Below are 23,725 nucleotides of genomic sequence, written 5' to 3'. Positions count from 1 at the left end.
CGAAGTATCCAGAACGTGTATAACTGATTTGTATACTGGATGACATCCCCAGCAGGTCACGCAAGCATGGAAAACCTCAAATCCGATGGCTATCGCCCCACCTTCTCAGGCCATGAGACTTTCCCATTGCGATATGGGTGGCTGCAGAAAGCATATCGCGCGGTCAATGATGCGCCATCCGCAAAGGCCGCAGTTCATGTTTTCAGGGATCCGGATTCCATCGCGCGCTTTGGCGTGGGGCGAAACATGGTCGGTGCAATCAGATATTGGGCGACTGCCGCAGGTGTGCTCGAAGAGACTGAAGATGGCCTAGTAACAACATGGCTTGGCGACTTGCTCTTTGGAAAAAATGGAACAGATCCGTTCCTTGAGGAAGATGCATCTCTATGGTTGATTCATTGGAACCTAGTCTCACGCCCTAGGCTGACGTCGGCTTATTGGCTTTTCAACGAGTACCGGGGCGGAAGCTTTGTGCGAAAAGACATCGAAGAGCAGCTGCTAAAACTTGCTCTGGAATGTGGGTGGAGCCGCGTGGCGCCGACGACAGTTGACCGCGACCTTCAATGTCTGCTCAGGAGTTACGTCGGCGGACGCGGATCGAGTGAAGCGGGTGACTCCATTCTCGCGGAGCTTGGTTTGATAAGGCCTATGGACAAAACGCGCTCGCGTTTGTCTCGTGGCCGAAAACCGTCATTGCCGGACTCTGTCTTCTTATATTGTTTCAAAGATTTTTGGGGGCAGTTTTCACCAAATCAAGCGACGATGACGTTTGAAAACGCCGCCTACGCCCCTGGCTCCCCGGGGCGCGCTTTTCTTCTGGACGAGGATGACATTGTTGAGCGTCTAGAACGGCTTGATGAGAGCTCAGACGGGTCTCTCGTTTGGTCCGAAACAGCGGGGCTGCGGCAGATCATTCGCCACAAAGATCGATCAAGGAAGACTGAGCGCCGCGTCCTGAAAGATGCCCTGAGTCGCAGTCGAGTGCAGGTTGCAACATGAGCGAGATGGCGACGATAACGCCGAGGTTTAGACGGTCGGTTCGGCTCGACACAGACTTTGCGTCGGCAACCGCAATAGATGGCTTCCATTGCCCCGCATCTTTTCAAGTGGCCGTAAAGTTTATGGCATCGCATGTGGCCGAAACTGAACAAGGCGCTTTCACATGGACAGGGCCTTATGGTGGAGGCAAATCAAGTTTGGCTGTTGCGCTCGCGTGTTTGTTCGGCGCAGCAAAGCCGGTCAGAGAGCGGGCAGCTGATCTGTTCGGAGATGACGTTTTCAACGCTTTGAAGTCCGCGCTCCCGTACTTCCCATCCCGATGGGATGTGCTGCCGCTGGTGACCGAGCGGCGGTCCATGTCTGACCAATTAGCGGAACTCCTGGATCTGCCGAGACCATCCAGCGCATCTGATATCTTGCGGGAGATCGAAGCCAGAACCAAGAACCGATGTCTCTTTCTCATCATGGATGAGCTGGGGCGTGGGCTCGAAGCTGCCGCCGAAGGAGACGGCGACTTGCATCTTCTTCAAGACATTGCCGAACTCGCAGCTCGAAGCCAAGGACGGTTCATTTTCCTTGGCGTTTTGCACCAAGCGTTTGAAGAATATGCGGAACGCCTCGGACGCAAAGCCAGAGATTCCTGGGCAAAGATTCAAGGTCGGTTCGTCGATATATCGATATCCGTGTCTCTTGAAGAAACCGTAGAACTCATAGGGGAAGCTTTAGGTCACGAACGCGCTGTCCGAAAAGCCCTGCCTCTGGCAGAAGAATGTGTTGCTCAGTTGCGGCCATTGCGGAAGAAAACAGAAGCGAAGCGGATGGCCGGCAAACTCGCTCGGACTGCGCCGCTGCATCCTTTGACCGCATGCCTTGTAGGCCCACTCTCTCGGAGGCGGTTTGGGCAAAACCAACGGAGTGTGTTTTCATTCTTGAGCTCGGCAGAACCCTTTGGTCTGCAGGATGCGCTCGCAAGAGATTTGGCCGCTGATTACTACCCTCCTCATTTGTTGTGGGACTACCTTCAATCAAATTTCGAAGCTGCGATCCTGTCGTCTGCTGACGCACGCCGGTGGGCCTTAGCACATGATGTTTTGGAGCGATGCATTGCTCGGAGCGCAGGCGAAACGGAACAAGCCGTTTTGAAGACGATAGCAATCTTCGAGCTACTCAAAGAGCGATCAGGGCTTGTGTCTGATCTCGACACCCTAGCGCTTGCGCTCAACCAAACTCGTCGTGTTGACGTTGAGACCGCGCTGGCCCGCCTTGAAGAACAGTCGGAGATCGTTTTTAGAAAACACGTAGGCAGCTACGTCCTTTATGCGGGATCAGACTTCGACGTCGAAGCTCGCCTCGAAGAAGTCTTGTCCGAAACGAGAGAACTCGACGTCGATCTGGTCCGAGCGCTTGCAGACTTGCAGCCGATGCTTGCCAAGCGGCATCACGAAGAGACTGGTGCCATGCGCTGGTTTGAAATGGTGATCGAACCTGTCGAAGCACTGGATGACGTAAAACTGCCGAAAATCGTGCAAGATATCATTGGACGCGTCGTCTTTGCTCTACCCATGGCCGGTGAGGGTCAAAAAGAAACACGCGACAGATGCACGCGCGCAGCGAAAGCCCATCCCGAATTTCCACAAATCGTCGGTCACCACTCTGAGGCGTCGAAACTGCTCGACCTCGCTCGCGAGCTTGAGGGTCTCAATGCTCTTGAAAGAAGGTTTCCTGAACTGCAAGGCGACCCTGTTGCACGCAAAGAAATCGATGCCCGATCTTCGGATGTTCGCCAACGCATTGAGGCGTTCCTGCATAGCCTAATCAATGAGTGCGATTGGTATGTCGCAAATGGCAAGCCACATAAGCTGACCAAACGTCGCCTGAACGAACAACTGTCCGATCTCGCAGATCGCATCTATCCTGATGCCCCGCTGATCCGCAATGAGCTGCTGAACTGCTCAGACCCATCTTCGAATGCTGTGAGCGCACGCACAAAGCTTATGAAGCGCATGGCAATGCGAGGTATGGAGGACGACCTTGGTTTCGGTGGAAAGAATTACCCCGCCGAGCGTGGCCTGTACATCTCCTTGCTGAAGGAGTCTGGGGTTCACCGTGACGGAACGTATCTCCCGCCAACTCCAGAAAGCACACTGGCACCGCTTTGGCGATGTGCTGACGATCTATTGGCGTCTCGGAAGGGCACAGTCGGCGCCGACGAGATCATTCGTGCGTGGGGCGAAGCTCCGATTGGCTTGAAAAATGGGCTCGGGCCGGTGTTTTTGACAGCCTATGTGTTTTCGCGCCGAGATCGCGTGGCCGTCTACGGGGAAGGTGTCTTTCAGGCCAGTTTCAATGAACTTTGCGTGGAATTTCTTGCAAGAGATAGCAAAGATATTCAGCTGCGACGCGTGGAGATGCAGGGTTTTGTTGGGGAGACGCTGAAGACTTTGGGCAGCCTTCTGAAGATTAAGGGCGAAGTACAACCACTCATTGTCGCGCGAACCATAATCGGTGAATTTGACGCACTGGTCCCTTGGACATCTCGAACCCAGTCGTTGTCTCCCAAAACGCTGAAGGTTCGCGAAATTCTCAAGCGCGCGAGTGATCCAAACAAGCTCCTGTTTGATGATCTGCCAAAACTGACAGAACCCCGTGCCGATGGTAGCTTCGATCCAAACGCAACTGCGGTGTTGCTCCGAGACGCGCTCGCTGAAATGAGAGCTGCCTACCCGAAGATCCTTGATGATCTAAAGGACTTGATGCTGCGGGAGCTCGACGCGCGCAGTCAATCCGAAGAGTCATATCAGGCACTTCGTGATCGCGCTGACAACATTCGGCATATTGGAGGAGATCTGCGTCTTGAGGCGTTTGTCGGTAGGTTGACGCAGTTTCATGGAACCCGCGAGGACATGGAAGGCTTGGCGGGCGTCGCCATCAATAAGCTTCCGCGAGATTGGAATGACAGTGACCGCGAACGGGCTGCCGTCGGTCTAACGGAGTTGGCGACTGACTTCTTGAAGACCGAAACCATGGCCCGGGTGAAGGGTCGGAAGGATGGTCGCCACGCAATGGCTGTTGTCATGGGCAAAGAAGACATGCCTCATTCGCTCTTCGAGGAGATCCAGGTCGCCGATGTTGATTGGGGTGACGTAGAGACACTTGCCAAAAACTTGGATCGGGCACTCAGCGAAGCAGACCAGCAGCGTCGTGAGGTTATCTTGGCCGCACTTATCGAAGTGACGTCCAAGTATCTCAATGCGAACGACAAAAGCCGCGTTGGAGAACGTGCATGAGCCAAACACGCCATGTCTTGGGTCTGTCGGGTGGGCGCGATAGTGCTGCGCTCGCAATCTTCATGCGCCAACGCCACCCTGAGATCGACATCGACTACTTCTTTACTGACACCGGGAAAGAACTGCCCGAGGTATATGAATATCTGACCCGCTTAGAGGGGTATCTCGGCAAGCCGATCCAGCGTCTCAACCCAGATCGTGACTTCGATTTTTGGTTGAAGAGCTACAAAAGCTATCTCCCATCCGCGCAATCCCGGTGGTGTACGCGGCAGCTGAAGCTTCGGCCGTTCGAGAAATGGGTTCGCGAGTTCTTGGAAGCCGGTGATACAGTAGTTTCTTACGTCGCCATTCGCAGTGACGAAGAGTACCGTGAAGGATATCAGTCGAAAAAAGAAAAGTTGTTCGTACGGTTACCTTTCAAGGACGCGAACATTGACAAGCCTGGGGTCATCGAGATCCTTGAAGGTTCCGGGCTAGGCCTTCCCGAATACTACAATTGGCGCAGCAGGAGCGGATGCACGTTCTGTTTCTTTCAGCAGAAGATCGAGTGGGTCCGGCTTAAGGAAGAGCATCCGGAAGCTTTTGAAGAAGCCAAGCGCTACGAGAAAACCGCGCTGGAGCATGGTTCGCCGTTCACATGGAGCCAGGGCGAGTCTTTGACCGATTTAGAGCAGCCGGCGCGGCAAATGCAGATTAGAGACGAACATCAAAAGCGGTTGGCGAGAGCCAAGTCCCGGATGCAATCTAATCCACTACGTCCAGAAACAGAGATAGATCTGGATGATATCTATGGCGGAGCCGCAAAGGCATGTTTAACCTGTCATAAGTGAAGTCGCGTGATTGCATTTGTACCCAAGGCATTTTTGTTAAATTAGTTATCGCACCAAATGTGAGCCTAAGAAGAGGCAGAGTAGTTGGATCTAAAGTCCCTTGAAGACTTCGCAGATGACGCAACAAAAGAGATTGCCAAGTTCGAAGTGCGTTTCAACCTTTCACCAGAACGAATGGTGTCAGAAGAGTTTGGCATTGACGGACTCTGCTGGTCGCAGATCCCTTACGGCCCTGACCAGATTGATGACATTCCAAATGATCGGAGAGGTGTTTATGCATTTGTTGCTTGCAACAAGAACGGGATTTTGCCGCCGCATAACTACGTCATGTATATAGGTATTGCGGGGCGGAAGTCCGACAGACATCTGCGCGCTCGATATCGCGATTATCTGAACGCAAGATCCGTCAAAAAGCGCCCGAAGATAGCAAGAATGATCGGGACCTGGCATTCTGTACTGTGTTTCTACTTCGCGGCGGTTGACGACGACGTTGATTCAGACACCCTCGAAGCCATCGAAAAGGCACTGAACAACGCTCTTTTGCCGCCGTTTTCGCAAGGAGACCTCGACATTGAGTTAAAGCAAAAGAGGAGCGCGTTCCAATGAGCAAGGCACCAAAAAGTCAGAAGATCGCTCTTCCTGCTCTTCGGGGAATAATGGGTGATTGGGTATATTACTCCGCTTTGATGAAAATGTCTGAAGTCGGGCAGCGGGTTTCCTACGCTAACGAAGTTCACAAGAACAAGCAGCTGTCAGATATGATCCAAAGACGTTTGAAGTCGACCAGAAGCAAAGAAATCGCTCGATACATTCACGAGCAGCCAGAACGGTTCTTCAACTCTCTGGTTATTGCAACTTACGATGGTCAACCAAATTGGTACGCGGTCGCGGGGGTCAGTGCTTCTGACAATTCCTTAGATGAAGTGGAGTTGTCAGAAGAGGCGGTTGCCTCGGTCGGTTTCCTGACACTAAGAGGCGATGAAAAGCTCTTTGCTATCGATGGTCAGCACAGGTTGGCGGGAATTAAGAAAGCCATTCGTGACGGACTAAACCAAGATCCGGTCGATGAGTTGTCAGTCATCTTTGTAGCTCACAAGCAAAGTTCGAAAGGGCACGAGCGTACCAGGCGCCTCTTCACCACCCTAAACAAGACAGCAAAACCGGTCTCGAAAGGCGATATCATAGCTCTGGATGAGGACGATGTGATGGCCATTTGCGCGCGCCGGCTTATTGAAACAACCAAGAACTTTGGGCAAAGCCGCATAGCTTTCGTCGCAAACAATAATCTGCCGAGTAGCAACTTTGAGAGTCTTACAACGATTGGCAACCTATACGACGTTCTAAAGACTGTTTTCACCAAGATTCCCTCGCCTGTGAAAGAGACATCCCCAACCCTAAAAAACTTCAGGCCAAGTGATGATAGGCTCGATGAATTCTTCGAGTTCTCAAAGAAGTTCTTTTCTACACTCGGAAAAAACTTTGAAGAGATTGACGAGTTTTTCCGCGCCAAGGATACGGAGGCGGTGGTTAGGAAGTATCGAGGCAGTCACGGGGGCAGCGCGTTGTTCCGGCCTATCGGAATCCAGATATTCGTTGAGATTATCGCAAAACTCTCGAAGGACCATTCTTTGTCTGAAGCCGTCCAAATCGCGTCAAAGCTACCACGAACATTGAGCGCCGAACCGTTTTCTGGCTTGATGTGGGACACCAGCACCCAAACGATTTTGAATGCGCATAAAGTGACCTTACGGGAGGTCCTATGCTACATGGTCGGTTGTTCATCTTATTCCGAGAAACACCTGACCGAGCGTTATTCGAAGGCGCTCGGTGTTGAGGAGATTGACTTGCCGAAGCAGGTCATCTGAACTGATGGGTGGTAACGATCGAGGCCGATAGCTTGTCGCAAAGTGCTCCAGGAATTTCAGTTACGGACGTGCTGTCGTCGGCAAAGCCAAAGTCAGTCAGTGCGCTTCTCCCGAAATCAGCGAGAGACCTGATCGAACGCATGTCTCCAGGTCTGTTGGAAACATCAGAAGCCAATAGAATTGCGCTTGCTACGATTGACCCCGCAGAAGCGCTTCAGGATTCTTCTACAAGAGCAAAGCTGATAAGGCTCTTGCCGTTGGCCAAGGCACGCGAACTCTGTGTGAAGCTGGGAGTAGAGGCTGAACGCAGCCCATACGACGCGATTGGAAAGTCTATCCAACACTCAAACCTGGAGGTTCTCTTTGACTTCTTCGGGATCGTCGAGGACCCAAGAGCTCCTAAAGCAACTAGTCCAACCTCTTTTGACGCCGTTGCCACGTACGGACTTTTTGATCACCAGCGTGTAGCAGCACGGCAAGTCGCCGACGCGCTGTCAAGAGCGCCTCGCAAAACCGTTCTTCACATGCCCACAGGGGCCGGTAAGACAAGAACGGCGATGCATCTCGTTTCACGACATCTGCGCGAGTATGGACCAACGGTTGTCGTTTGGTTGGCACAAAACCGAGAACTCTTGGACCAGGCCGCCGAAGAGTTTGAGAAAGCATGGCAACCTCTCGGAGATCGGTCCGTGCAACTCGTGCGGTTTTGGGGAAACAGACGCGCCTCGCTTGAAGAACTACGCGACGGCGTTCTTGTGGCGGGTCTCGCCAAGATGGCGAGCTTGGACTCAAGAGATGCCACGACCTTTTTGACGATTGCGGATCGCGCTTCGCTGATCGTTATTGATGAAGCGCACCAAGCCATCGCGCCGACATATGCAAATGTGTTGCAAGCGCTTTACTCCAAGCGGCCACAAAATGCGCTTCTCGGTCTAACCGCAACACCGGGCCGCAGTTGGTCAGAGATTGAGGAGGACAAGCGTCTCTCTGATTTCTTTGATGGGCAGAAAGTACTGCTGGAGGTCGAAGGGTATGATGATCCAGTGTCGTTCTTGATGAGTGAGAAATACCTCGCACGGCCCGTTTTTCATCAGCTTGAGGCACCGTCATCCGTTCAACTTGAGAAGTCTGACGAAGTGTCACTGAACGACGATCCAGACTTGTCAGCCGAGCTTCTCGAAAAAATTGGTCTGGATGCTGCAAGGACCGAAGCGGTTCTAGCCACAATCTTAGACGCTACAAATAGACATGACCGGATCATTGTTTTTGCGCCCTCCGTCGAGAATGCCAGGCTTCTGCAAGCAATGCTCACTGTCAAAGATGTTGAAGCAGTGTTTGTGTCTGGGGAGACTGAAAGCTCCGAGCGTGATCGCCGCATTCGTCGCTACAAGTCAAACTCGAACAAGAAAATTGTAATGTTGAATTTCGGGGTTCTGACAACGGGTTTTGATGCGCCACGCACAAGCTGCGCAATCATTGCGCGGCCGACACGCTCACTTGTTCTTTATAGCCAGATGGTCGGACGAGCGACACGCGGTGTCCGGGCTGGAGGGAATGAAGAAGCTGAGATTATCACTGTTACTGACCCAAGCCTTCCCGGCTTCGGATCGGTGACAGAGGCTTTTTCGAACTGGGAGGATGTTTGGGATGAACCAGCAATCTGAAGACCCTGAGACTGTTATTCATGCGGAGATCATTCCGCCAGAACTCGCTGTCAGGGCAATGCGGGACAGCGGATATCGCAACACCGACTACGCTCTCGCGGAACTCATAGACAATTCTGTCCAGGCCGATGCCAGCCAAGTGGACGTTATATGTGTCGAAGTCATGAAGCAGGTCAATCAGCGTAAGAGCCGGAGGATCGAGCAGATCGCGGTGCTTGACAATGGCGAGGGCATGACGCCCGAAACGCTGCGGATTGCTCTGCAATTTGGGAACGGGACGCACCTAAAGGACCGCAAAGGGATCGGTCGGTTCGGCATGGGCTTGCCAAACTCCTCGATCTCTCAGTGCAGACGCCTGGAAGTCTGGTCATGGCAGGCAGGTCCCAACAATGCGATGTGGACCTACCTTGATGTCGACGAAATCGAGGCCGGCGGATTGAAGGCGGTCCCGAAACCGATTGAGAAAGCAGTTCCATCTGAATGGCGCGAACGCTCAGAACTCTTTGGGACAACCGGAACCCTCGTCCTGTGGACCAATTTTGATGATCATCGCCTGCAGTGGCGCGGTGCGAAGGCCACCTTAGAAAATACAGAAAACCTGATCGGCCGAATGTACCGAAAGTTCATTGAGGCAGGCGATCTCACTATTCGATTGGCTGCCTACAATGAGGGCGAAACGACCTTCGACGCCGACACACGCGTCAATGACCCGCTCTATCTCACTCAAGAGTCTTCAACTCCGGCACCCTTTGATAATCTGCCAATGTTCCAGACCTGGGGTGAAGGAGATCAAAACTTCACCATCACCTTGGACGGCAAGGAGCATATCGTTTCAGTCCGCATCAGCTGGGCAAAGGATGAAACGGTCTTGCGTGGTTCAACCGGTGATCGCGGGTCAACTTCATACGGGAAACACGCTGCGAAGAACGTCGGCGTGTCCGTTGTGCGAGAACGGCGCGAGCTGGAACTCGATAAGGCTTGGACGATCGGCTACGACCCGAGAGAACGTTGGTGGGGAGTTGAGGTGGAATTTCCATCAGCTCTAGATGAGATGTTTGGCGTTACGAACAACAAGCAACACGCCAACACGTTTGCTGCCATGGCCCAGTTTGACTGGGAGGAAGAAGCTGAGCCTGGGGAGAAGAAGTCTGCGTTCAGGGAGAGGATTTTAGCCAATGGCGATCCACGCGGATTGCTGATCGACATTTCCGAGTACATCCAAGAGCAACTGGATGAAATTCGCCGACGGATCAAAGGCCAAACAAAGGGGAAACGCAGCACCCAGAAACGACACGACGATCCTGATGTAGAGGACCAAGCTTCTGACAAGTTCCGCGAACGTGCCAAGACGGGACATGCTGCCCCAACTGACGAAGCCGGTTTCACGGAAGACGATAAAGACAATCTTCAAAACGACCTGACCGAGAATGACCACTACTCATCTGAAGATGCAAAGAACATCGTCGACGCAATCGTAAGCAGAGAACGAAAGGTGCAGTTTTCGACCGGGCATCTGGATGGGCATCACTTCTTTTCGACAAAGCAATTCGGCGACCTGACAAAGATCACTTTCAACACAAACCATCCGATCTACGAACAGCTCCTCGAGGCGCTTGATCCGGATACTGAAGACGATACGGATGCGGACCTAATTGATCGTGTGCATCGCGCATCTGACACCTTGAAGCTCCTCTTTGCCGCTTGGGCACGTTACGAATTGGAAGAAACCCAAAAGCACGACGACCTCATGGAAATGCGCCAGGAATGGGGGAAAATGACCAAAGTGTTCTTGCGCGAAGAAGATGAGGGATAGACTTGAGGATCGGCGATCGCCTGCTAACACTCCTTTGCGACGCGCAAGAACGCGTTCGGATCGCTGCGCCGTTCGTCAAAGCTTATGCTTTAGAACGGGCACTTCTCGCGATACCTGACGGAGTCCCAGTGACTTGTGTTGCCCGTATGCGGCCAGAGGATATCGCAGCAGGTGTTTGTGACTTGGAGGTGTTCGACCTTCTGCGTCAGCGATATGGCGCGAAGTTTTTGATTCACACTCACTTGCATGCAAAGTTCTTCGCGGCGGATCAGTCGTGTTTGGTCGGTTCTGCCAATCTCTCCCAAACAGCGTTAGGTTGGCGTACCCCGTCAAATGTCGAATTGCTCGTCGAGCTTAATGCCGCTGAGCACGGGTTAGATGCATGGTGGGATGAATTATTGGATCATTGTATTGAAGCAACTTCCGAGATGCGTGACGCGCTAGAAGCTGAATCCGCACGGCTACGAGATCTGGGAACTCCAATTCCAAGGACAGAAATTGAGCAGGAAACCCAAGCTGACGTCGTATGGGTGCCTGAGTGCCCGAGGTGGACAGGATTGTGGGAAGCCTACTCTGGAGATGAAGACCAAATGCCAGCAAGCGCACTTGCGTCAGCCGTGTCGGACTTAAAGGCACTCGGCCTGCCGCCGGGGCTAAACCAGCCCGGATTTGAAAAAGCGGTTCGGGCAACCTTCAAGAATACCCAGATCTACTTCGAGCTGGATCACCTGTCAGAGAAAGGTCTCACCGATCTCGCAGCACACAAACTGCTCGTGGAAGAGTGTGGCGTGACCGAGACCGACGTCGAGCGACGTTGGCAACTTCTAAAACGCTGGTTGAGCGGTCTCTATCCCGATGAATTCAGAGTGGAAACAAACCAGGAAGTCCTCTTGAAGGGAAAGTCGTTCTAACGCATCGAAGCCTGATGTTTTGAATTTCGCCACGAGCTTAGCCCACGATTATGCAAGCCAAGACCGTCGCGTAGTACCTCCAGAGTTCATGAGAACATTTGCTATTTTCTCGAAGGTCGCTAATCCGCCCTTTGGAGCCCGCTTGTCCTTAAGGCGAGCAGCGCTGCAATAGCTAGTGTGTCTACGCTTCTCGCTATCTTAATATGGCAAACAACACTCGACCGCGGCAAGCCTAGTAGGATTGCGCCTACGCACCAATCTTTGCGCGGTTGTTCACCGGAAATATGCAGCCGTAGCTCATAGCGAATCAGGTACCAATCCATGCGTGGTGCAGGTTTGTTTTGGCGTCAATTGAAACCAATGGCACCCAAAAACCCATATATTGCCGCCCTAACGTTGAGAGAAGTCAAGAAAATTGCCCTTAGTCTTGAGAGAAAAATAGGGGCCACTCTGACGCAATCTGGGAGCAATACGAAGTGTGATCACATTTAGAATTTCTGCTGACTTAAACATATACATCAACACATCTCGCCATCACAGGTTGGCAATTCCTCGCCCCTGAAGGTTCTCACGCTGAAGTCGTTGTGTATATGTATACCGGTTTAGAACGTGATTAGATCCGCAGCCGGCACAAGCAATTCCCGGCGTTCGCCCCAGATAAACATATAACATTCAGTGGCTTAGAAAATAATGCAGCTTGCCAGCTGAACTTGTTTAGCGCAAGAATTGCGCCGAATTCGGCCGCAAGGTCTGCCCATCGGCAACGCTCGACTCATAGCGGGAAACGAAAAAGGATTTCTACGTCTTGGCCATTGATTTGGATAGGCATGCGCAAATCAGGATCGAACTTCTGAAGCTCGGGGTCAGTTTTTCAGACGTTGCGTCGCGCGCCGAGCGAAGCCGGTCTGGGGCTACAGGTTGTAGCCAAGGCCGTTTCTTCAGCCACGCTATACAGGCCGAGCTTGCGAAGAGCCTCGGCACGACACCTCAAGCACTATTTCCTGAAAGATACGATGAGGAGGGTAATCCGCTGAAACACAGATCCTAAGATCAAAACCCAAAAATGACGAAGACCCAGATGCGTCAACATCCGGGCCCTCTAGAACAGATCAAATCCATCCTTCTTCTAGGATTTGATCCCATTTCTAGCGTCAGAAGTCAAGCTTTTCGCGGCCGTTTTGCGGTCCGCGCAGGGCATTTCTTTTCACAAACAAAGCTGAACTGGGAACTCCATGTTTACAGAACCACGAGTCCTGCGCTCAACGCAGGAAACATACATTCGCGACCTTCAACGGCTGCTTGAGCCGACGGTATTGCCGGAACCGATTCTGGCAGATCACGAAATCCAAGAATACCTCCGTCTGTCCTCGTATCTCGAGGAGGCACGGCCATGATGCACCCTCTTATGACCGACACAGGCTACCGCGAACCCCTCCCTAGCCTCTCAACCCGCAAGGTTGCCATGCGATCTCGGACCAGCTGCCGGGGGTTCATCCCGGTATGGCTCGCTTCCGAGCAGTGGTGGCGCCGCATCGTTTTCGAGAGCCAGCTAGAACTGATGTTCATCCAGCTGATCCTATCAAAGGGCAATGTCTTCGACATATGGGAGCAACCACCAGCGATGCCGTATGTCGATAAAAACGGGAAGCGTGCTCAGCACTTCTTCGATTTTCTCGTCACATGGACGGATGGTTCAAAGACAGCTTGGGCTGTTAAACCGCTTGAACTCGTTCAGAGACGAAACTTTGATCGCGAAGTTGCTCTCATTGCGTCTCAGACACCCAAACCCTTCGCGAATGAGGTTCGACTGTTCACTGATGCGGGGTTTCAGCGACACGATGCTGTGAATGCAGCACGCTTCCAGCAGCTCTCAAAGACAGATGATCCGGTTGCTGATGCCGCTGTCGCATCGGAAATAGCGAAACTCGATGGCACGATAACGGTCGAACAACTTGTGAAGCGGACAGCGATGGCTGGCCGAGCATACCGCGCCGTCGTTCGAGCTGTCTTTCGGGGTGACCTGCGCCAAATCAGGGTCGGGCTCATTGACTATCCGACGCTCGTAAAGCGGGGGGTGCCATCATGCTGAAGCCTCATTTCACTACAAATGATCGTGCCCTCATCGGGAAACCTCCGCACTACAGATTTCTAGGGCAAGATGCGACAACGACCAGTTGGCTTAGGGAAGGCGAGAACGGCCAAGTTGAACATTTCACATATGAACAACTGACGGAGTTTCGGAAGTCATCTCAATGGCGATACGACCGGGACTACTACGATCTGACCCAAACAAAGCTGGCGTCGTCTATGCCAGCTTTAACGCTGGATCACCTATCAGAATCCGCTCGTAAGAAAACCATTTGGTACTTTATCATCTGCATGGCTGTGAAAGCCATGTACGACGCGGGCGAAATCTCATTGACCGACGCCAGCATAACCATGGCGAAGGCCGCCCTTCAGGAAAAGATGAATGAGATCGAAGCGCAAAGGCACAATATCGGCGTCGATATCAAAGGCTTTACAGACATGCGCGTCCGTAAGCTCCCGTGTAGCAAAACCATTCGCACAAAATTCGCGACCCTGAGGCGTTTTGGGTACAACCTGCTCAGCCTGTCGCCCGGTTGGTTCCGCGCTACAAAGATCGGCTCCAAATTCAATGAAGAGACCGAAGCAGCTGTTATGCAGTTGGTTCGGGCGATTGCATCTCGCGAGATGGACAACAAAGCAGAGATTGCGCGACAGGTCATTGACCGGCTCATGGAACTAAATGAGGAACGTGCGCTCGAAGGCATTGGTGCTCTGGGTGTTCCGTCGCAACGCACAATCGAACGCCGGATTGCCGCGATGAACCAAGCGGAGCTCTATGCCATCTTTCACGGGGCAGATGCGGCGCGAAAGGAGTTCGCACTGTCGGCCGGCGGAAGGCCCAGGCAGTTCGCCATGGATGAGATCATGTTCGACGAATGCGAAGTCGATCTCTTTACGTATTTTACCAACCTGGGCATTTACGACCACCTGCCCAAGCTCGTCAGGGAAAACTTACCACGCGGACGTAGGTGGATCTGCGCAGCCATCGATACACGCACGCGCGTCATATTAGGTATTCGAGTTGCCGAGAAACCTAGCGCCGAAGAAGCGGTCAAGCTGCTTCGGATGGTTGTCCGCGACAAGACGGATATTGCAAAGGCAATGGGCGCAGAGTCGCTTTGGTCCTTTCACGGCGGCTTGGGCATGGTCGCATGCGATACTGGATCAGCGTTTGCAAGCGACGAGTTCATTTCAGCTGTGACCGCGCTCGGCGGAACCATTTTCTTTCCACCAGTCAAGATTCCAGAGCTGCGCGCCGAAATCGAACGCGTCTTCGGCACGATCAACTCTAAACTTCTGACACGGCTGTACGGACGTGCGTTTCACAAACCGAGCGCTAGAGGCGACTACGACTCGGAAGGTCGCGCGGTTCTGGACGATGACGAGCTGGCACGCATCCTGACGATCTTCTTCGTCGACTTCTATCACCATAACCAGCACACCGGCCTGAACTTTAAGACGCCGGCGAACTGTTGGGCCGAAGTTCAAGAAAAATACTTCATCAATGCCCCGCCAGACCGGCACACGGTGAGATCCGCTGTCGGTGTGGAAATGCAGCGCAAGCTTTCAAAACGCGGCATCGACGTCTTTGGCAACTACTATACCTGCCCAGAACTTCAGGCATTTTGGCATGCATCCGCAAAACGGCAGATGCGCATCAAGGTCGATCCACATGACATTGGGGCGATCTCGATTTTGATCGGGGATACTTGGGTCAGTGCCGATGCTTTGGACTGCGACCTCGACGGCGTCCATATGAGCAGTTGGGTCAAAGAGTTTCGTGAAATCAAGGCGCACAACAAAGCCGAGAGCGAGCTCAGCAGCGACCTCAGGGACCGCGCACTCAAGAACATTGATGCCATCTGCCAAAAAGCCGCCTTGCGGGCTGGCATTGGCCCTCATGATCTCACCAAGGAGCAAGTCCTAAGGCTGCAGAAAGACCCGTTCCATGGGACAACTTTCAAGCCTCGCCCAGAGATCGGGTCTCTCGATGAAACTCCTGACATGATGGGAACGCGCTTTGATACCGGGACTGCACTGGAACCCACAGAGCCGCCCCAAAGGCCTTCTATGGAGACGGATGCAGATCCCACTGAAACGCCTCAGCCAATCACCAAGCCCACCTGGAAGTTGGAGGACAAGTAATGACCTTGAAGAAGCAAAAAGCACTCGCAACCGGCCAAATTATCTCAGACCTTTGCGCCAAGTTTGTCCCCCACACACCTTTCTCGGATCTACAAGATCAATTCGATCTATTGCTTTATCGACGACGCGCGGAGCTAGCAGCCGGGCGCTCGAGCAAGGCGCGTGGCATTGTTTTGATTGGCAACTCAGGCTCTGGCAAGTCGACCGCGATGACCCACTTGTTCAACCGTCACGGAGATCTTGAGCGTTTAGAACCAAACAAGACCAAGGCTGAGGTCATCAGCCTAGCCGTTCCGTCCCCGGCAACTCTGAAACATGTCGGAATGTCTTGCCTGAATGCCATTGGTTATCCAATTCGCAGGGATCGCACTTCTGGGATCATTTGGGAGCTTCTGCAAAACCACCTAAGAGAGCGAGAGACCCTGTTCTTGCATCTTGATGAGGCGCAGGATCTGCACATCAACCGCAACGAGCGCGAGGTGCAATCGGTCGTCAACACGCTAAAATCGTTGATGCAAAATCCATCGTGGCCAACCGGTTTGATTCTGAGCGGAATGCCGGCGCTAAAGGACCTTCTTCACCTTGACCCGCAGCTGTCTCGGCGCTTCGTTCCGATTCATCTCGCACCCATCAGCTTTACGACGCATGGCAACATGCTGATGGAAATCATCGCCAATTACCTGGACGCCGCGAAGCTTCCGATGGCTGATGGAACGTACAATTCTGAATTTACAAAGCGTTTGATCCATGCCGGAGCAGGCGAACTTGGGCTTGTCATTGAGATCATCATTGCCGCCATCGAAGAGGCGTTGCTCGCTGATGATACGTCGGTTGGCTTGGACAATTTCATAGCGGCGTTTCGGCGTCGGTCTGGTTGTGTCGATGATCTTAATCCCTTCATCTCCGAAGACTTCCGCGCCGTCGATGCACGCAAACTTCTTGCGGAAGTCGAAGAGGAGGAGCCGGACGTTCTGATGCCAAATGCGCGAAAACGTCGGAGGGCAGCATAATGCAGCTTGGTCTCACACTTCCTCTTCGCCCAGCTCAGACTGTTACGTCGCTCGTGGCCAACGTCGCCGCCTTCAATGGCAGCCTGTACGCCCAAGATTTCTCACAAGACATGCGGATAAACTGGAAAGGCCTCATCAAAGGCGACACCGAAGACGTCGATTTGGTCTCAGAACTGACGGGCGTCCGACGCGCACAAATCGACAGGTATGCTTGCTGCCTTGTCGTAGACAAAGATGGCAGAAAGTCTCTGAACATCGCAGGCCAAGTTCTATCCCACCGACAGTTTGAGCGCGGCAATCTACGCGTTTGCCCACAATGCCTCCTGAACGATGAACGCAAGTTTGGCCGCTTTGGCCCATACACGAGAGTGTATTGGCATGTGGCATCAATCCGAACTTGCGCAGATCATGGTGTCCCGCTGGTTGCCTTGCCGACTGCAGACTTTCCTCGGAGTATTCATGATACCTTTGGACGTATCAGAGATCATTGGGCGCTGATCGAAGACGCCTCACGACGTACCAGTCGACGTGAAGCCTCCGCATTTGAACGCTATCAAATCGACAGATTGGACGGCCTAAGCTCAGCGAGCTGGCTAGATGATTTACCATTCGAAATCATCACCAAAACCGCCGAAATGTTAGGGCTGGTCTACACGTACGGCCCAAAATCTGCCTTCTCGAGGGCAACTGACAATGAGCTTGCAAAGGCCGGGGCACAAGGCTTTGACATCCTACTTACCGGACATGACGGAATTCGTTCTGCTCTGAAGCAGGTTCAAAATCGCTCGCAAAACATCAATGCAGGTCACTACACCGACTTCGGCAACTTCGCACGATGGCTTGAGCGCATGGCGTATGACGCGCGGTATGAGCAGATCCGTCATATCTATCGCGAGTTCGTTTTCCAGAACTATCCGATTGCGAAAGGTGAACTTGTCCTGGGTGAGCCGTGCCCAAAGCGCTATCTGCATTCCTTTGCAACCATAAAGAATACATTTGATATCAACCCACTCCGCCTGAAAAACTTTCTTTGGGGCTACGGCTTTGCCAATGGTAAGCGCACGAACGGACTTAACACTCAAGAGATCGGATATTTTGACGCTGAAGCCAGTGAAGCGAAGATCCGAAACGTTATTGGGGTTGTTGACCGTCTTGAGGCGGCCAGAAGATTGAACATCAGCAGGTCGACATTTGATCGATTGCGCAAATCGGGGATCATTTCACCCGTTGCTGATTTCGAAGGTCTGAAGGGCCTCTATCAACCGGATCATCTCGATGATGTTCTGGACCGTGTGCTAGGCCAAGCTGAGCTGGTTGAAAAACCAGTGGGCTCGCAGATGGCATTTGGCCTTGCCTGCAATAAAGCCAAACTTACCATGGAAGAGGTCCTCCCGCGCATTCTGGATGGCGGATTCACATGGCTTGGACGCAAAAAGGGCGTTCCTGGCTTCGCCGGACTTCTAGTCGATCTCGAGGAAATGCTTGATCTGTTTGAAGCGGAACCTTTGCATGGTTACACAAAGCAAGAGCTCAAACGATTGCTTCGTGTGAACGACCCGACGGTTACATACCTTGTAAATCGCGGGTTCATTCAGGCTGAAAAGACCCGGCATCCGCGTTCCCGCCGACCAATGTCGATCGTGCCTGAAGCTTCCTACACCGCCTTTCTGGATCGGTTTGTAACACTGGGCATCCTGGCGCATCAGATTGGCACGCAGGCAAAGCACGTCTCGTCAAAATTGGAAAAGCTGAAGATCGATCCGATAAAGTTGGCCCCGAGATTCAGCAAAATTTATGAGCGGTGCCTTTTGCGCGGTGTCATCGAGAGTGGGGGCTGGGTCACAGAGGCCTTCCCATCAGTGAGGAGCAGCTAAAATGACAAATTGGTACACTGCCGATCCGCACTTCGGCCACGAGAATGTCATTTCGTTTTGCAAGCGCCCATTCGAAAGCGCCGAGGAGATGGACAACACGCTGCTCCAAAACCTCTGGTCCAAAGTGGGATCTGACGACGACCTTTGGATCGTAGGTGACTTTGCCTTCGGTCCAAAAGCACGAAATCCGAGCTATGTGGAAGGCATCTTCAAAGAGCTACCAGGCGTACGGAAACACCTCATTGTCGGTAACCATGACCTTGAGCCAACCCTAGCGCTACCTTGGGACAGCATCGCTCATCTGGCTGAAGTTCGCGATGGGCCGCATAACCAAGCACACACGCTGTGCCATTATCCGATGATCACGTGGAACCACGCTCGCAGGCAGGCCCTGCAACTATTTGGCCATGTACACAACAACTGGCGAGGCTCGCGAAACAGCATCAATGTTGGCGTTGACGTCTGGGATTTCTTTCCGGTGCGCTTCGAAGAGATTGCTGAACGCGCAAGATCACTGCCGCTGAACAAACATTGGGCGGATGTCGAACGCGATGCGAAGGACCCGACGCCATGAACAAATCAGCACGTGTTGCCACCATTACCACCCTTCGTCGCAGGACGAAGGCACTTCTGAAGCTGGCTCAAGAGCATCCGATCGCAATCTCACGATACGGAAAGCCTGCTTTTGTTCTGATGTCGGTGCAGCATTACGAATTACTATTCGATGAGCTTCGGGATGCGACATGATCGAGCACACATATTTTGGTCTCGAGATCGTCGGCGCCAAAGGCGTACGCCCTGCCGATATCGCATTACTGCCATTTGCAGATTTCTGGTCTGAAAGTTCCATCAGATCTGCTCAAACGAAAGACGCAGCTACAGGTGAATGGCTTGTTCGTCTCAGCGATTGGGAGGAGTTCAGCAAGCTGTTCATCGAAACGGGACGACATCGCAACATGCCAAGTCCACCACAAGTGCTATGGTTTGACCGTGAGGATGATGAACTGGGACGGACGTATTTCGGGATCGAGGTGGTTGATCATAGGTTTGTTCGTCGCAAAGACATCGGAGCATTGCCGTTCTACGAATTCTGGTTGGCAAGAAACGGAGACGATAGACGGACAGTTGTTGATCTGTTGGTCGACCTTAAGGGTTGGCGGAACTTCTCAAGACGTTTCATTGAGATGGGGCAAAAATATTCGCCATGAATCCTCCCTCTAGAAAGCAGAGCGTTTACACAAAGCCGGTCTGGCCATTTTATGATAGCGAAGTCGTTGCCGGGCATATGGCCCGGCATGATGGGCCCCGACGGGTTCGCCGCCATTCCCATCACCGCACTTGATCCGCCCCACAGTGCGGCTTCTCCTGCGGTCCCCGCGCTTCATGGGTCCGGGTCCCCAAGTCGTCCTGTTCGAAAAAAGGCCGTCAGGATGCGAAGGCCTCCGTTTCGGTGATCTTCTCAAATGCGGGCAAAAATTCTTGGTGATGCATCGACAGATATCGCGCCACTCGCTCGCTGCTCATCAGTTTTGAGATGTATCCGCGTGCCAGAACCAGATCGAGATGGTCCGCACCGTAACTGTCTTCGACAAGCCGAACCTCTCGTTCCAAGTTGGCGGACTCGCGTTCCATCAGGTCCAGCTGCTCACGCGAAATCCCTTTGATATTCTTCGGCGTTGCAGCCGACACCAGCAGGTTTTCCGGTGTCGCTGCCAAAAGAGATCGGGCGTAGTTGATGGTGAATTTGTTCATGGCTACCATCAATTGTGCCGCTTCGATCTGGCGCATGGGTTTCATCTTCTTAAGAATTTGAAAGCTGGTCAGGGCAACCTGCTTGTCTTTCAGAAGCTCTGCGGCTTCGTCGCAGATACCGTCGAGCAGTCGCCGTTTGTCTTTGATGGTCTTGATATTGACGTTCAGCGCACTGGCTAGGCGCTCTTCGGGGACGCCCAAGGACAGCGCCCGTAAGATCATTTTGTGCTCCTGAATGGTGGCAAGGCGATTGATCCGTTTGTTGTATGTGAAGGCTTCGTCGTCGGTCGAAATCAAGCATTGCGTCTTGGCATGGCCATGATCTTTCAGCACCTCCAGGCGCAGGTGACCATCCAGCAATGTGTATTGGTTCGGCTCATGTTTGTCCGGTGCCACGACGACGGGTTCGACAAGACCGATTTCGTGGACGGACGCGGCGATCTGTTTGTACTTGGTGCTCGCCTTCTTTTGCGGGGTGACAATATAAAGTGGCGCGATCTGATCAAAGCGAACCGTCAGTAGCTCTCGTTCAAAGGCAGCGACGACCTCTTTTTCAACTGAGCTCGTGGTCATGTCGGCGCACTTTCAGCATGCGAAAGCCGATCAGCAATTGTCTTTGGTAGGCTGGCCAATCCTTCAGCACGCAGCAGCGTGACGAAGTTCTCGTCGGCCATCAGTGTTTTGAGCGATTGCAGGAGAAAGAGCATTTCGCTGCGCGTGGCATGCGCCTTGCGGAGGAGCATTTTCTTCTTTTCGACATCGTTCTCATAGGTCTTCAATATACTCTCAACCGACATGCTTTTCCGTGAACGGCCATCCGAAGACGCCCGCCCTTTCCCGTGCTTTTGGCGCGCCTCAACGAGGCGCTTGGCCCTCAACAGGCTTCCGCCTCGCAGAAGCTTTTTCTCATAAGCCTGCCTGAGAACCGACTGTACTTCTACGTCGTCCGCATCGGCGATATCGACCGCAACACTGACCGGGATCCTTCCACTTTCGACTGCGCGCAACAGGCGATGTTCATGGCTTTCCAAAAGCTTGATGACGCCATGCACATATTTGGTGGAAAGCTGTGTTTTGGCTGCGATCTCCCGGACCGAGTAACCTCCTTCTTTCAGCCGCCTAATGTCTCTCAGTAAATCAAGTGAGTGGTGGTGACGGCGGGCCAGGTTTTCCACGAGGCTCATCACCAGACAGTCTTCACTACTAGCATTGATGACAATCGCTGGGATCTCCGATTTGCCGAGCGCTTTGAGCGCCTCCATACGCCCCTGACCGCACACCAACTCATAGTTTGGTTCGTCCCCATCTTCAGTTTCGCGCACCGCAACTGTGATCGGTCGCTTGAGCCCAAGTTCAGCGATATTGGCCTTGATCTCTTCGAAAACCTTTTGATTGCGAACCCTTGGATTCACGACGGTGATCGCATCGATCGGAACAAGTACCGTCTGTTTGAGATCGGTATCGCTCATCAAGCCACCTCCAGAAGCGGTGCGCGCGCCGCCATCGCGAAGAAATGCGACAGGTCATCGAAACGGAATGCATCAAGCGACAGGCCATTGTTCTCCGACAGGCGCAACTTGGATTGCGTCATGTCGAAGGTCGGCAGCAAGTAGTAATCCAGTGGCAGCTCACTCATTTGCCCCATCCGGACGACAATCGTCATATCGGGCAAGCGCCCGGTATCGAGGCGAATGTTCCATCGAAACGCACCAGCGCCGGTCTGCATGCAGCGCGCAATGACAATAGACACTGTGAACTCGTCATTGATGGTTATGAGGTCAGTTTGCGCATCTCGATCAGCTGTTCCACCGACCGCGTCAACGCCGGCGACAACATCACTTACGATATCAGCATGGACGCCCCGCAGGCGTTTGTTGATTTCAATGTAGCGATAGTCCCGATCTGGTTTAAAACCGACAAGACTGTAGGCCCGCAGCAGGCTGCCAAACCGGCTTTGATAAGCGCCACTCGACGGCAGGCCAGCGGCTTCGTTAATCACGAAGCCGGAGAGAAACCCGTGTTGCTCCAGCGTCTCTTTCAGACCTTCAAGCATTTCCGCGTCAGACATCCGTTGCGAACGAGCGCCGATAAGCGCGCTCGCAGCCTCGAAAAGGTCTGCACTGACAATGGCTTCAAAGGCACCGACGGCGCGCACCCAATTGCTGGGGTCATTGCGGACATGACGCTTCTTCAGTTTGAAGGAGTTGCGGTTCCAGATGTTGTTGCCGATGTATTTTTCGTTGGTGAGGATTTGGCGCACGACAGCGGGCGACCAACTCCGATTCAGATCAGTTTTGATCCCGCGTGCATTGAGGTCGGCGGCGATTTCAGCTTCTGATCGGCCATCTTGGACGAATTCCTTGAAAATCTGATTTACAACCGCGATCTCGTTTTCCGGCCCTGGCACGAGCGTCACACGATCAGTCTGAATACTCTTATGTTCGCCGCGGGACAGAACGCCTTTCGCGTTGCCTGCTTCATCAATCAGCATGCGCCTTAGGCCAAATCCGGGTGCGCCACCTTGCCGGAAACCCAGTTCAATCAGGCGGGACTGACCTGCGAAAACCTTTTGCGACAGCTCTCTGCTGTATTCACCAGCCATCGCGCGCTTCAGGCCTTTGACGACAGTTGACATCGTACTGCCGTCGTTTTCGAACTGTTCGGCGTAGTATTCGACTGAAATGCCCGCGCGCTTGCAGGCATACTCATAGTAGGCGCTTTCGTCGGCGTCTTGGAAACGACCCCAGCGGCTGACGTCGTAGACGAGAACTGTCTTGAAGTCGGCGTTGCCGTTTTCAATATCGTAGATCAATTGTGTAAGTCCTGCGCGGCCTTGAATGCGCAGACCGCTCTTTCCCGCATCTGAATAGGTCTTGATGATCTGATAGCCGCGCTCATCGGCGTATCGCTGGATTGCATCCACTTGGTTTGCTGTCGAGTAGCGCTGATGCTCAGTCGACATGCGGACATATTGCGCAGCTTTGCGGCGATTTTCTTCTTCTTGATCAGCATCTGGCCAACTCAATGCTGCGGCCCTCCATCATCCAAATTCGCAAACCTGCACGGGATCTTTGCGATTCCTTTCTCAATCTTAACGAGAGAGGGGCGGAAACATGTTGCATAAAAAGGGCAACTCGTTTCATCGAGAATGCGAAGGGCGTGTTTCTGCGTCAGAATACCGAAAAGCAATCAGCGCTGCGCTGTCTCAAGAACTTGGCGGTGCTGGTCAGGCAGCAAAAGCAACCATGCGGTGGACCGGCGCGAGCGAACGCACAGCGAAGAACTGGATATCCGGTTCGTACGGACCAACGGCCGAGCATCTGATCGAACTGATGAGGCATTCCGACACAGTACTGAATGTGGTCTTAGGACTTTCTGGAAGGCCGGAGGCCATGACGATGGAACGTATCAATGCCGCAAGAGATGAACTGGCCGACGTCCTTGAAAAGCTCGATCTTCTGTGTGGGTCACAAGATACCAAATAGCC

At 53.0% G+C, this 23,725-nt stretch carries 20 protein-coding genes; 17 read left to right on the top strand and 3 right to left on the bottom strand.

Annotated elements, in window-relative coordinates; genetic code table 11:
* Nucleotides 1–66 precede the first annotated feature (66 nt).
* The 16 genes from Q0844_RS18075 to Q0844_RS18005 all read left to right on the top strand — a co-directional run bounded on the left by Q0844_RS18075 (nucleotide 67) and on the right by Q0844_RS18005 (nucleotide 19,694).
* A complete protein-coding gene (locus Q0844_RS18075; protein ID WP_299047777.1) occupies nucleotides 67–999 on the top strand; it encodes a DUF4007 family protein in 933 nt (310 codons plus the stop codon).
* Nucleotides 996–4,286 (top strand): hypothetical protein, encoded by a 3,291-nt coding sequence (locus Q0844_RS18070; RefSeq protein ID WP_299047775.1) that lies wholly within the window; start codon nucleotides 996–998, stop codon nucleotides 4,284–4,286. The genes Q0844_RS18075 and Q0844_RS18070 overlap by 4 nt, the downstream gene beginning before the upstream one ends.
* Complete coding sequence (locus tag Q0844_RS18065) at nucleotides 4,283–5,116, top strand: phosphoadenosine phosphosulfate reductase family protein (protein ID WP_299047773.1); 834 nt, start codon at nucleotides 4,283–4,285, stop codon at nucleotides 5,114–5,116. The genes Q0844_RS18070 and Q0844_RS18065 overlap by 4 nt, the downstream gene beginning before the upstream one ends.
* Before the next feature lie 84 nt (nucleotides 5,117–5,200).
* Nucleotides 5,201–5,722, top strand: a complete 522-nt coding sequence (locus Q0844_RS18060; protein ID WP_299047769.1) for a hypothetical protein — start codon at nucleotides 5,201–5,203, stop codon at nucleotides 5,720–5,722.
* Complete coding sequence (locus Q0844_RS18055) at nucleotides 5,719–6,981, top strand: DGQHR domain-containing protein (RefSeq protein WP_299047767.1); 1,263 nt, start codon at nucleotides 5,719–5,721, stop codon at nucleotides 6,979–6,981. Before Q0844_RS18060 ends, Q0844_RS18055 begins: the two co-directional genes overlap by 4 nt.
* An 8-nt stretch (nucleotides 6,982–6,989) precedes the next feature.
* A complete protein-coding gene (locus Q0844_RS18050; protein WP_299047765.1) occupies nucleotides 6,990–8,645 on the top strand; it encodes a DEAD/DEAH box helicase in 1,656 nt (551 codons plus the stop codon).
* Complete coding sequence (locus tag Q0844_RS18045) at nucleotides 8,629–10,458, top strand: ATP-binding protein (RefSeq protein ID WP_299047762.1); 1,830 nt, start codon at nucleotides 8,629–8,631, stop codon at nucleotides 10,456–10,458. Before Q0844_RS18050 ends, Q0844_RS18045 begins: the two co-directional genes overlap by 17 nt.
* Nucleotides 10,459–10,640: 182 nt before the next feature.
* Nucleotides 10,641–11,369 carry a hypothetical protein gene (locus Q0844_RS18040; protein ID WP_299047760.1) on the top strand — a complete coding sequence of 243 codons (729 nt, stop codon included), beginning with the start codon at nucleotides 10,641–10,643 and terminating at the stop codon, nucleotides 11,367–11,369.
* A gap of 805 nt (nucleotides 11,370–12,174) precedes the next feature.
* Entirely contained in the window at nucleotides 12,175–12,417 is a 243-nt protein-coding gene (locus tag Q0844_RS20925) for a helix-turn-helix domain-containing protein (protein WP_366523034.1), read from the top strand.
* Nucleotides 12,418–12,759: 342 nt separating this feature from the next.
* Nucleotides 12,760–13,458, top strand: a complete 699-nt coding sequence (locus Q0844_RS18035) for a TnsA endonuclease N-terminal domain-containing protein (RefSeq protein WP_299047758.1) — start codon at nucleotides 12,760–12,762, stop codon at nucleotides 13,456–13,458.
* Entirely contained in the window at nucleotides 13,452–15,602 is a 2,151-nt protein-coding gene (locus tag Q0844_RS18030; protein ID WP_299047756.1) for a Mu transposase C-terminal domain-containing protein, read from the top strand. Before Q0844_RS18035 ends, Q0844_RS18030 begins: the two co-directional genes overlap by 7 nt.
* Nucleotides 15,602–16,612, top strand: a complete 1,011-nt coding sequence (locus tag Q0844_RS18025) for a TniB family NTP-binding protein (protein ID WP_299047754.1) — start codon at nucleotides 15,602–15,604, stop codon at nucleotides 16,610–16,612. The genes Q0844_RS18030 and Q0844_RS18025 overlap by 1 nt, the downstream gene beginning before the upstream one ends.
* Complete coding sequence (locus Q0844_RS18020) at nucleotides 16,612–18,486, top strand: TniQ family protein (RefSeq protein WP_299047752.1); 1,875 nt, start codon at nucleotides 16,612–16,614, stop codon at nucleotides 18,484–18,486. The genes Q0844_RS18025 and Q0844_RS18020 overlap by 1 nt, the downstream gene beginning before the upstream one ends.
* Before the next feature lies 1 nt (nucleotide 18,487).
* Nucleotides 18,488–19,060, top strand: a complete 573-nt coding sequence (locus Q0844_RS18015; RefSeq protein ID WP_299047749.1) for a metallophosphoesterase — start codon at nucleotides 18,488–18,490, stop codon at nucleotides 19,058–19,060.
* Entirely contained in the window at nucleotides 19,057–19,233 is a 177-nt protein-coding gene (locus Q0844_RS18010) for a type II toxin-antitoxin system prevent-host-death family antitoxin (RefSeq protein WP_299047746.1), read from the top strand. The genes Q0844_RS18015 and Q0844_RS18010 overlap by 4 nt, the downstream gene beginning before the upstream one ends.
* Nucleotides 19,230–19,694, top strand: coding sequence for a hypothetical protein (locus Q0844_RS18005; RefSeq protein WP_299047743.1), 465 nt, complete (start codon nucleotides 19,230–19,232; stop codon nucleotides 19,692–19,694). The genes Q0844_RS18010 and Q0844_RS18005 overlap by 4 nt, the downstream gene beginning before the upstream one ends.
* A 217-nt stretch (nucleotides 19,695–19,911) precedes the next feature.
* On the opposite strand, the gene Q0844_RS18000 is transcribed toward Q0844_RS18005, so the two are convergent.
* From Q0844_RS18000 to Q0844_RS17990, 3 genes are read right to left on the bottom strand one after another with little or no spacing between them, the layout of a single operon-like run.
* Nucleotides 19,912–20,811 carry a plasmid partitioning protein RepB C-terminal domain-containing protein gene (locus Q0844_RS18000; protein WP_299047740.1) on the bottom strand — a complete coding sequence of 300 codons (900 nt, stop codon included), beginning with the start codon at nucleotides 20,809–20,811 and terminating at the stop codon, nucleotides 19,912–19,914.
* Complete coding sequence (locus Q0844_RS17995; RefSeq protein ID WP_299047737.1) at nucleotides 20,808–21,707, bottom strand: plasmid partitioning protein RepB C-terminal domain-containing protein; 900 nt, start codon at nucleotides 21,705–21,707, stop codon at nucleotides 20,808–20,810. Before Q0844_RS17995 ends, Q0844_RS18000 begins: the two co-directional genes overlap by 4 nt.
* Nucleotides 21,707–23,263, bottom strand: a complete 1,557-nt coding sequence (locus Q0844_RS17990; RefSeq protein ID WP_299047735.1) for a recombinase family protein — start codon at nucleotides 23,261–23,263, stop codon at nucleotides 21,707–21,709. The genes Q0844_RS17995 and Q0844_RS17990 overlap by 1 nt, the downstream gene beginning before the upstream one ends.
* An 88-nt stretch (nucleotides 23,264–23,351) precedes the next feature.
* On the opposite strand from Q0844_RS17990, the gene Q0844_RS17985 reads away from it, so the two are divergent.
* Nucleotides 23,352–23,723 carry an XRE family transcriptional regulator gene (locus Q0844_RS17985; protein WP_299047733.1) on the top strand — a complete coding sequence of 124 codons (372 nt, stop codon included), beginning with the start codon at nucleotides 23,352–23,354 and terminating at the stop codon, nucleotides 23,721–23,723.
* The last annotated feature ends 2 nt before the right edge of the window (nucleotides 23,724–23,725 follow it).

It is taken from the genome of uncultured Tateyamaria sp. (assembly GCF_947503465.1).
In the GTDB taxonomy this organism is placed as follows: Bacteria; Pseudomonadota; Alphaproteobacteria; order Rhodobacterales; family Rhodobacteraceae; genus Tateyamaria.
Note: the sequence above shows the minus strand (reverse complement) of the source record. Positions and strands in the feature narration are given on the sequence as shown.

Bases quoted from the DNA above. Each gene is read 5' to 3' on its own strand.
- Q0844_RS18035 (WP_299047758.1), top strand. From the start codon at position 12,760: ATGATGCACCCTCTTATGACCGACACAGGCTACCGCGAACCCCTCCCT.
- Q0844_RS18020 (WP_299047752.1), top strand. From the start codon at position 16,612: ATGCAGCTTGGTCTCACACTTCCTCTTCGCCCAGCTCAGACTGTTACG.
- Q0844_RS18065 (WP_299047773.1), top strand. From the start codon at position 4,283: ATGAGCCAAACACGCCATGTCTTGGGTCTGTCGGGTGGGCGCGATAGT.
- Q0844_RS18070 (WP_299047775.1), top strand. From the start codon at position 996: ATGAGCGAGATGGCGACGATAACGCCGAGGTTTAGACGGTCGGTTCGG.
- Q0844_RS18005 (WP_299047743.1), top strand. From the start codon at position 19,230: ATGATCGAGCACACATATTTTGGTCTCGAGATCGTCGGCGCCAAAGGC.
- Q0844_RS18045 (WP_299047762.1), top strand. From the start codon at position 8,629: ATGAACCAGCAATCTGAAGACCCTGAGACTGTTATTCATGCGGAGATC.
- Q0844_RS18075 (WP_299047777.1), top strand. From the start codon at position 67: ATGGAAAACCTCAAATCCGATGGCTATCGCCCCACCTTCTCAGGCCAT.
- Q0844_RS18055 (WP_299047767.1), top strand. From the start codon at position 5,719: ATGAGCAAGGCACCAAAAAGTCAGAAGATCGCTCTTCCTGCTCTTCGG.
- Q0844_RS17995 (WP_299047737.1), bottom strand. From the start codon at position 21,707: ATGAGCGATACCGATCTCAAACAGACGGTACTTGTTCCGATCGATGCG.
- Q0844_RS18000 (WP_299047740.1), bottom strand. From the start codon at position 20,811: ATGACCACGAGCTCAGTTGAAAAAGAGGTCGTCGCTGCCTTTGAACGA.
- Q0844_RS18010 (WP_299047746.1), top strand. From the start codon at position 19,057: ATGAACAAATCAGCACGTGTTGCCACCATTACCACCCTTCGTCGCAGG.
- Q0844_RS18030 (WP_299047756.1), top strand. From the start codon at position 13,452: ATGCTGAAGCCTCATTTCACTACAAATGATCGTGCCCTCATCGGGAAA.
- Q0844_RS18015 (WP_299047749.1), top strand. From the start codon at position 18,488: ATGACAAATTGGTACACTGCCGATCCGCACTTCGGCCACGAGAATGTC.
- Q0844_RS17985 (WP_299047733.1), top strand. From the start codon at position 23,352: ATGTTGCATAAAAAGGGCAACTCGTTTCATCGAGAATGCGAAGGGCGT.
- Q0844_RS18025 (WP_299047754.1), top strand. From the start codon at position 15,602: ATGACCTTGAAGAAGCAAAAAGCACTCGCAACCGGCCAAATTATCTCA.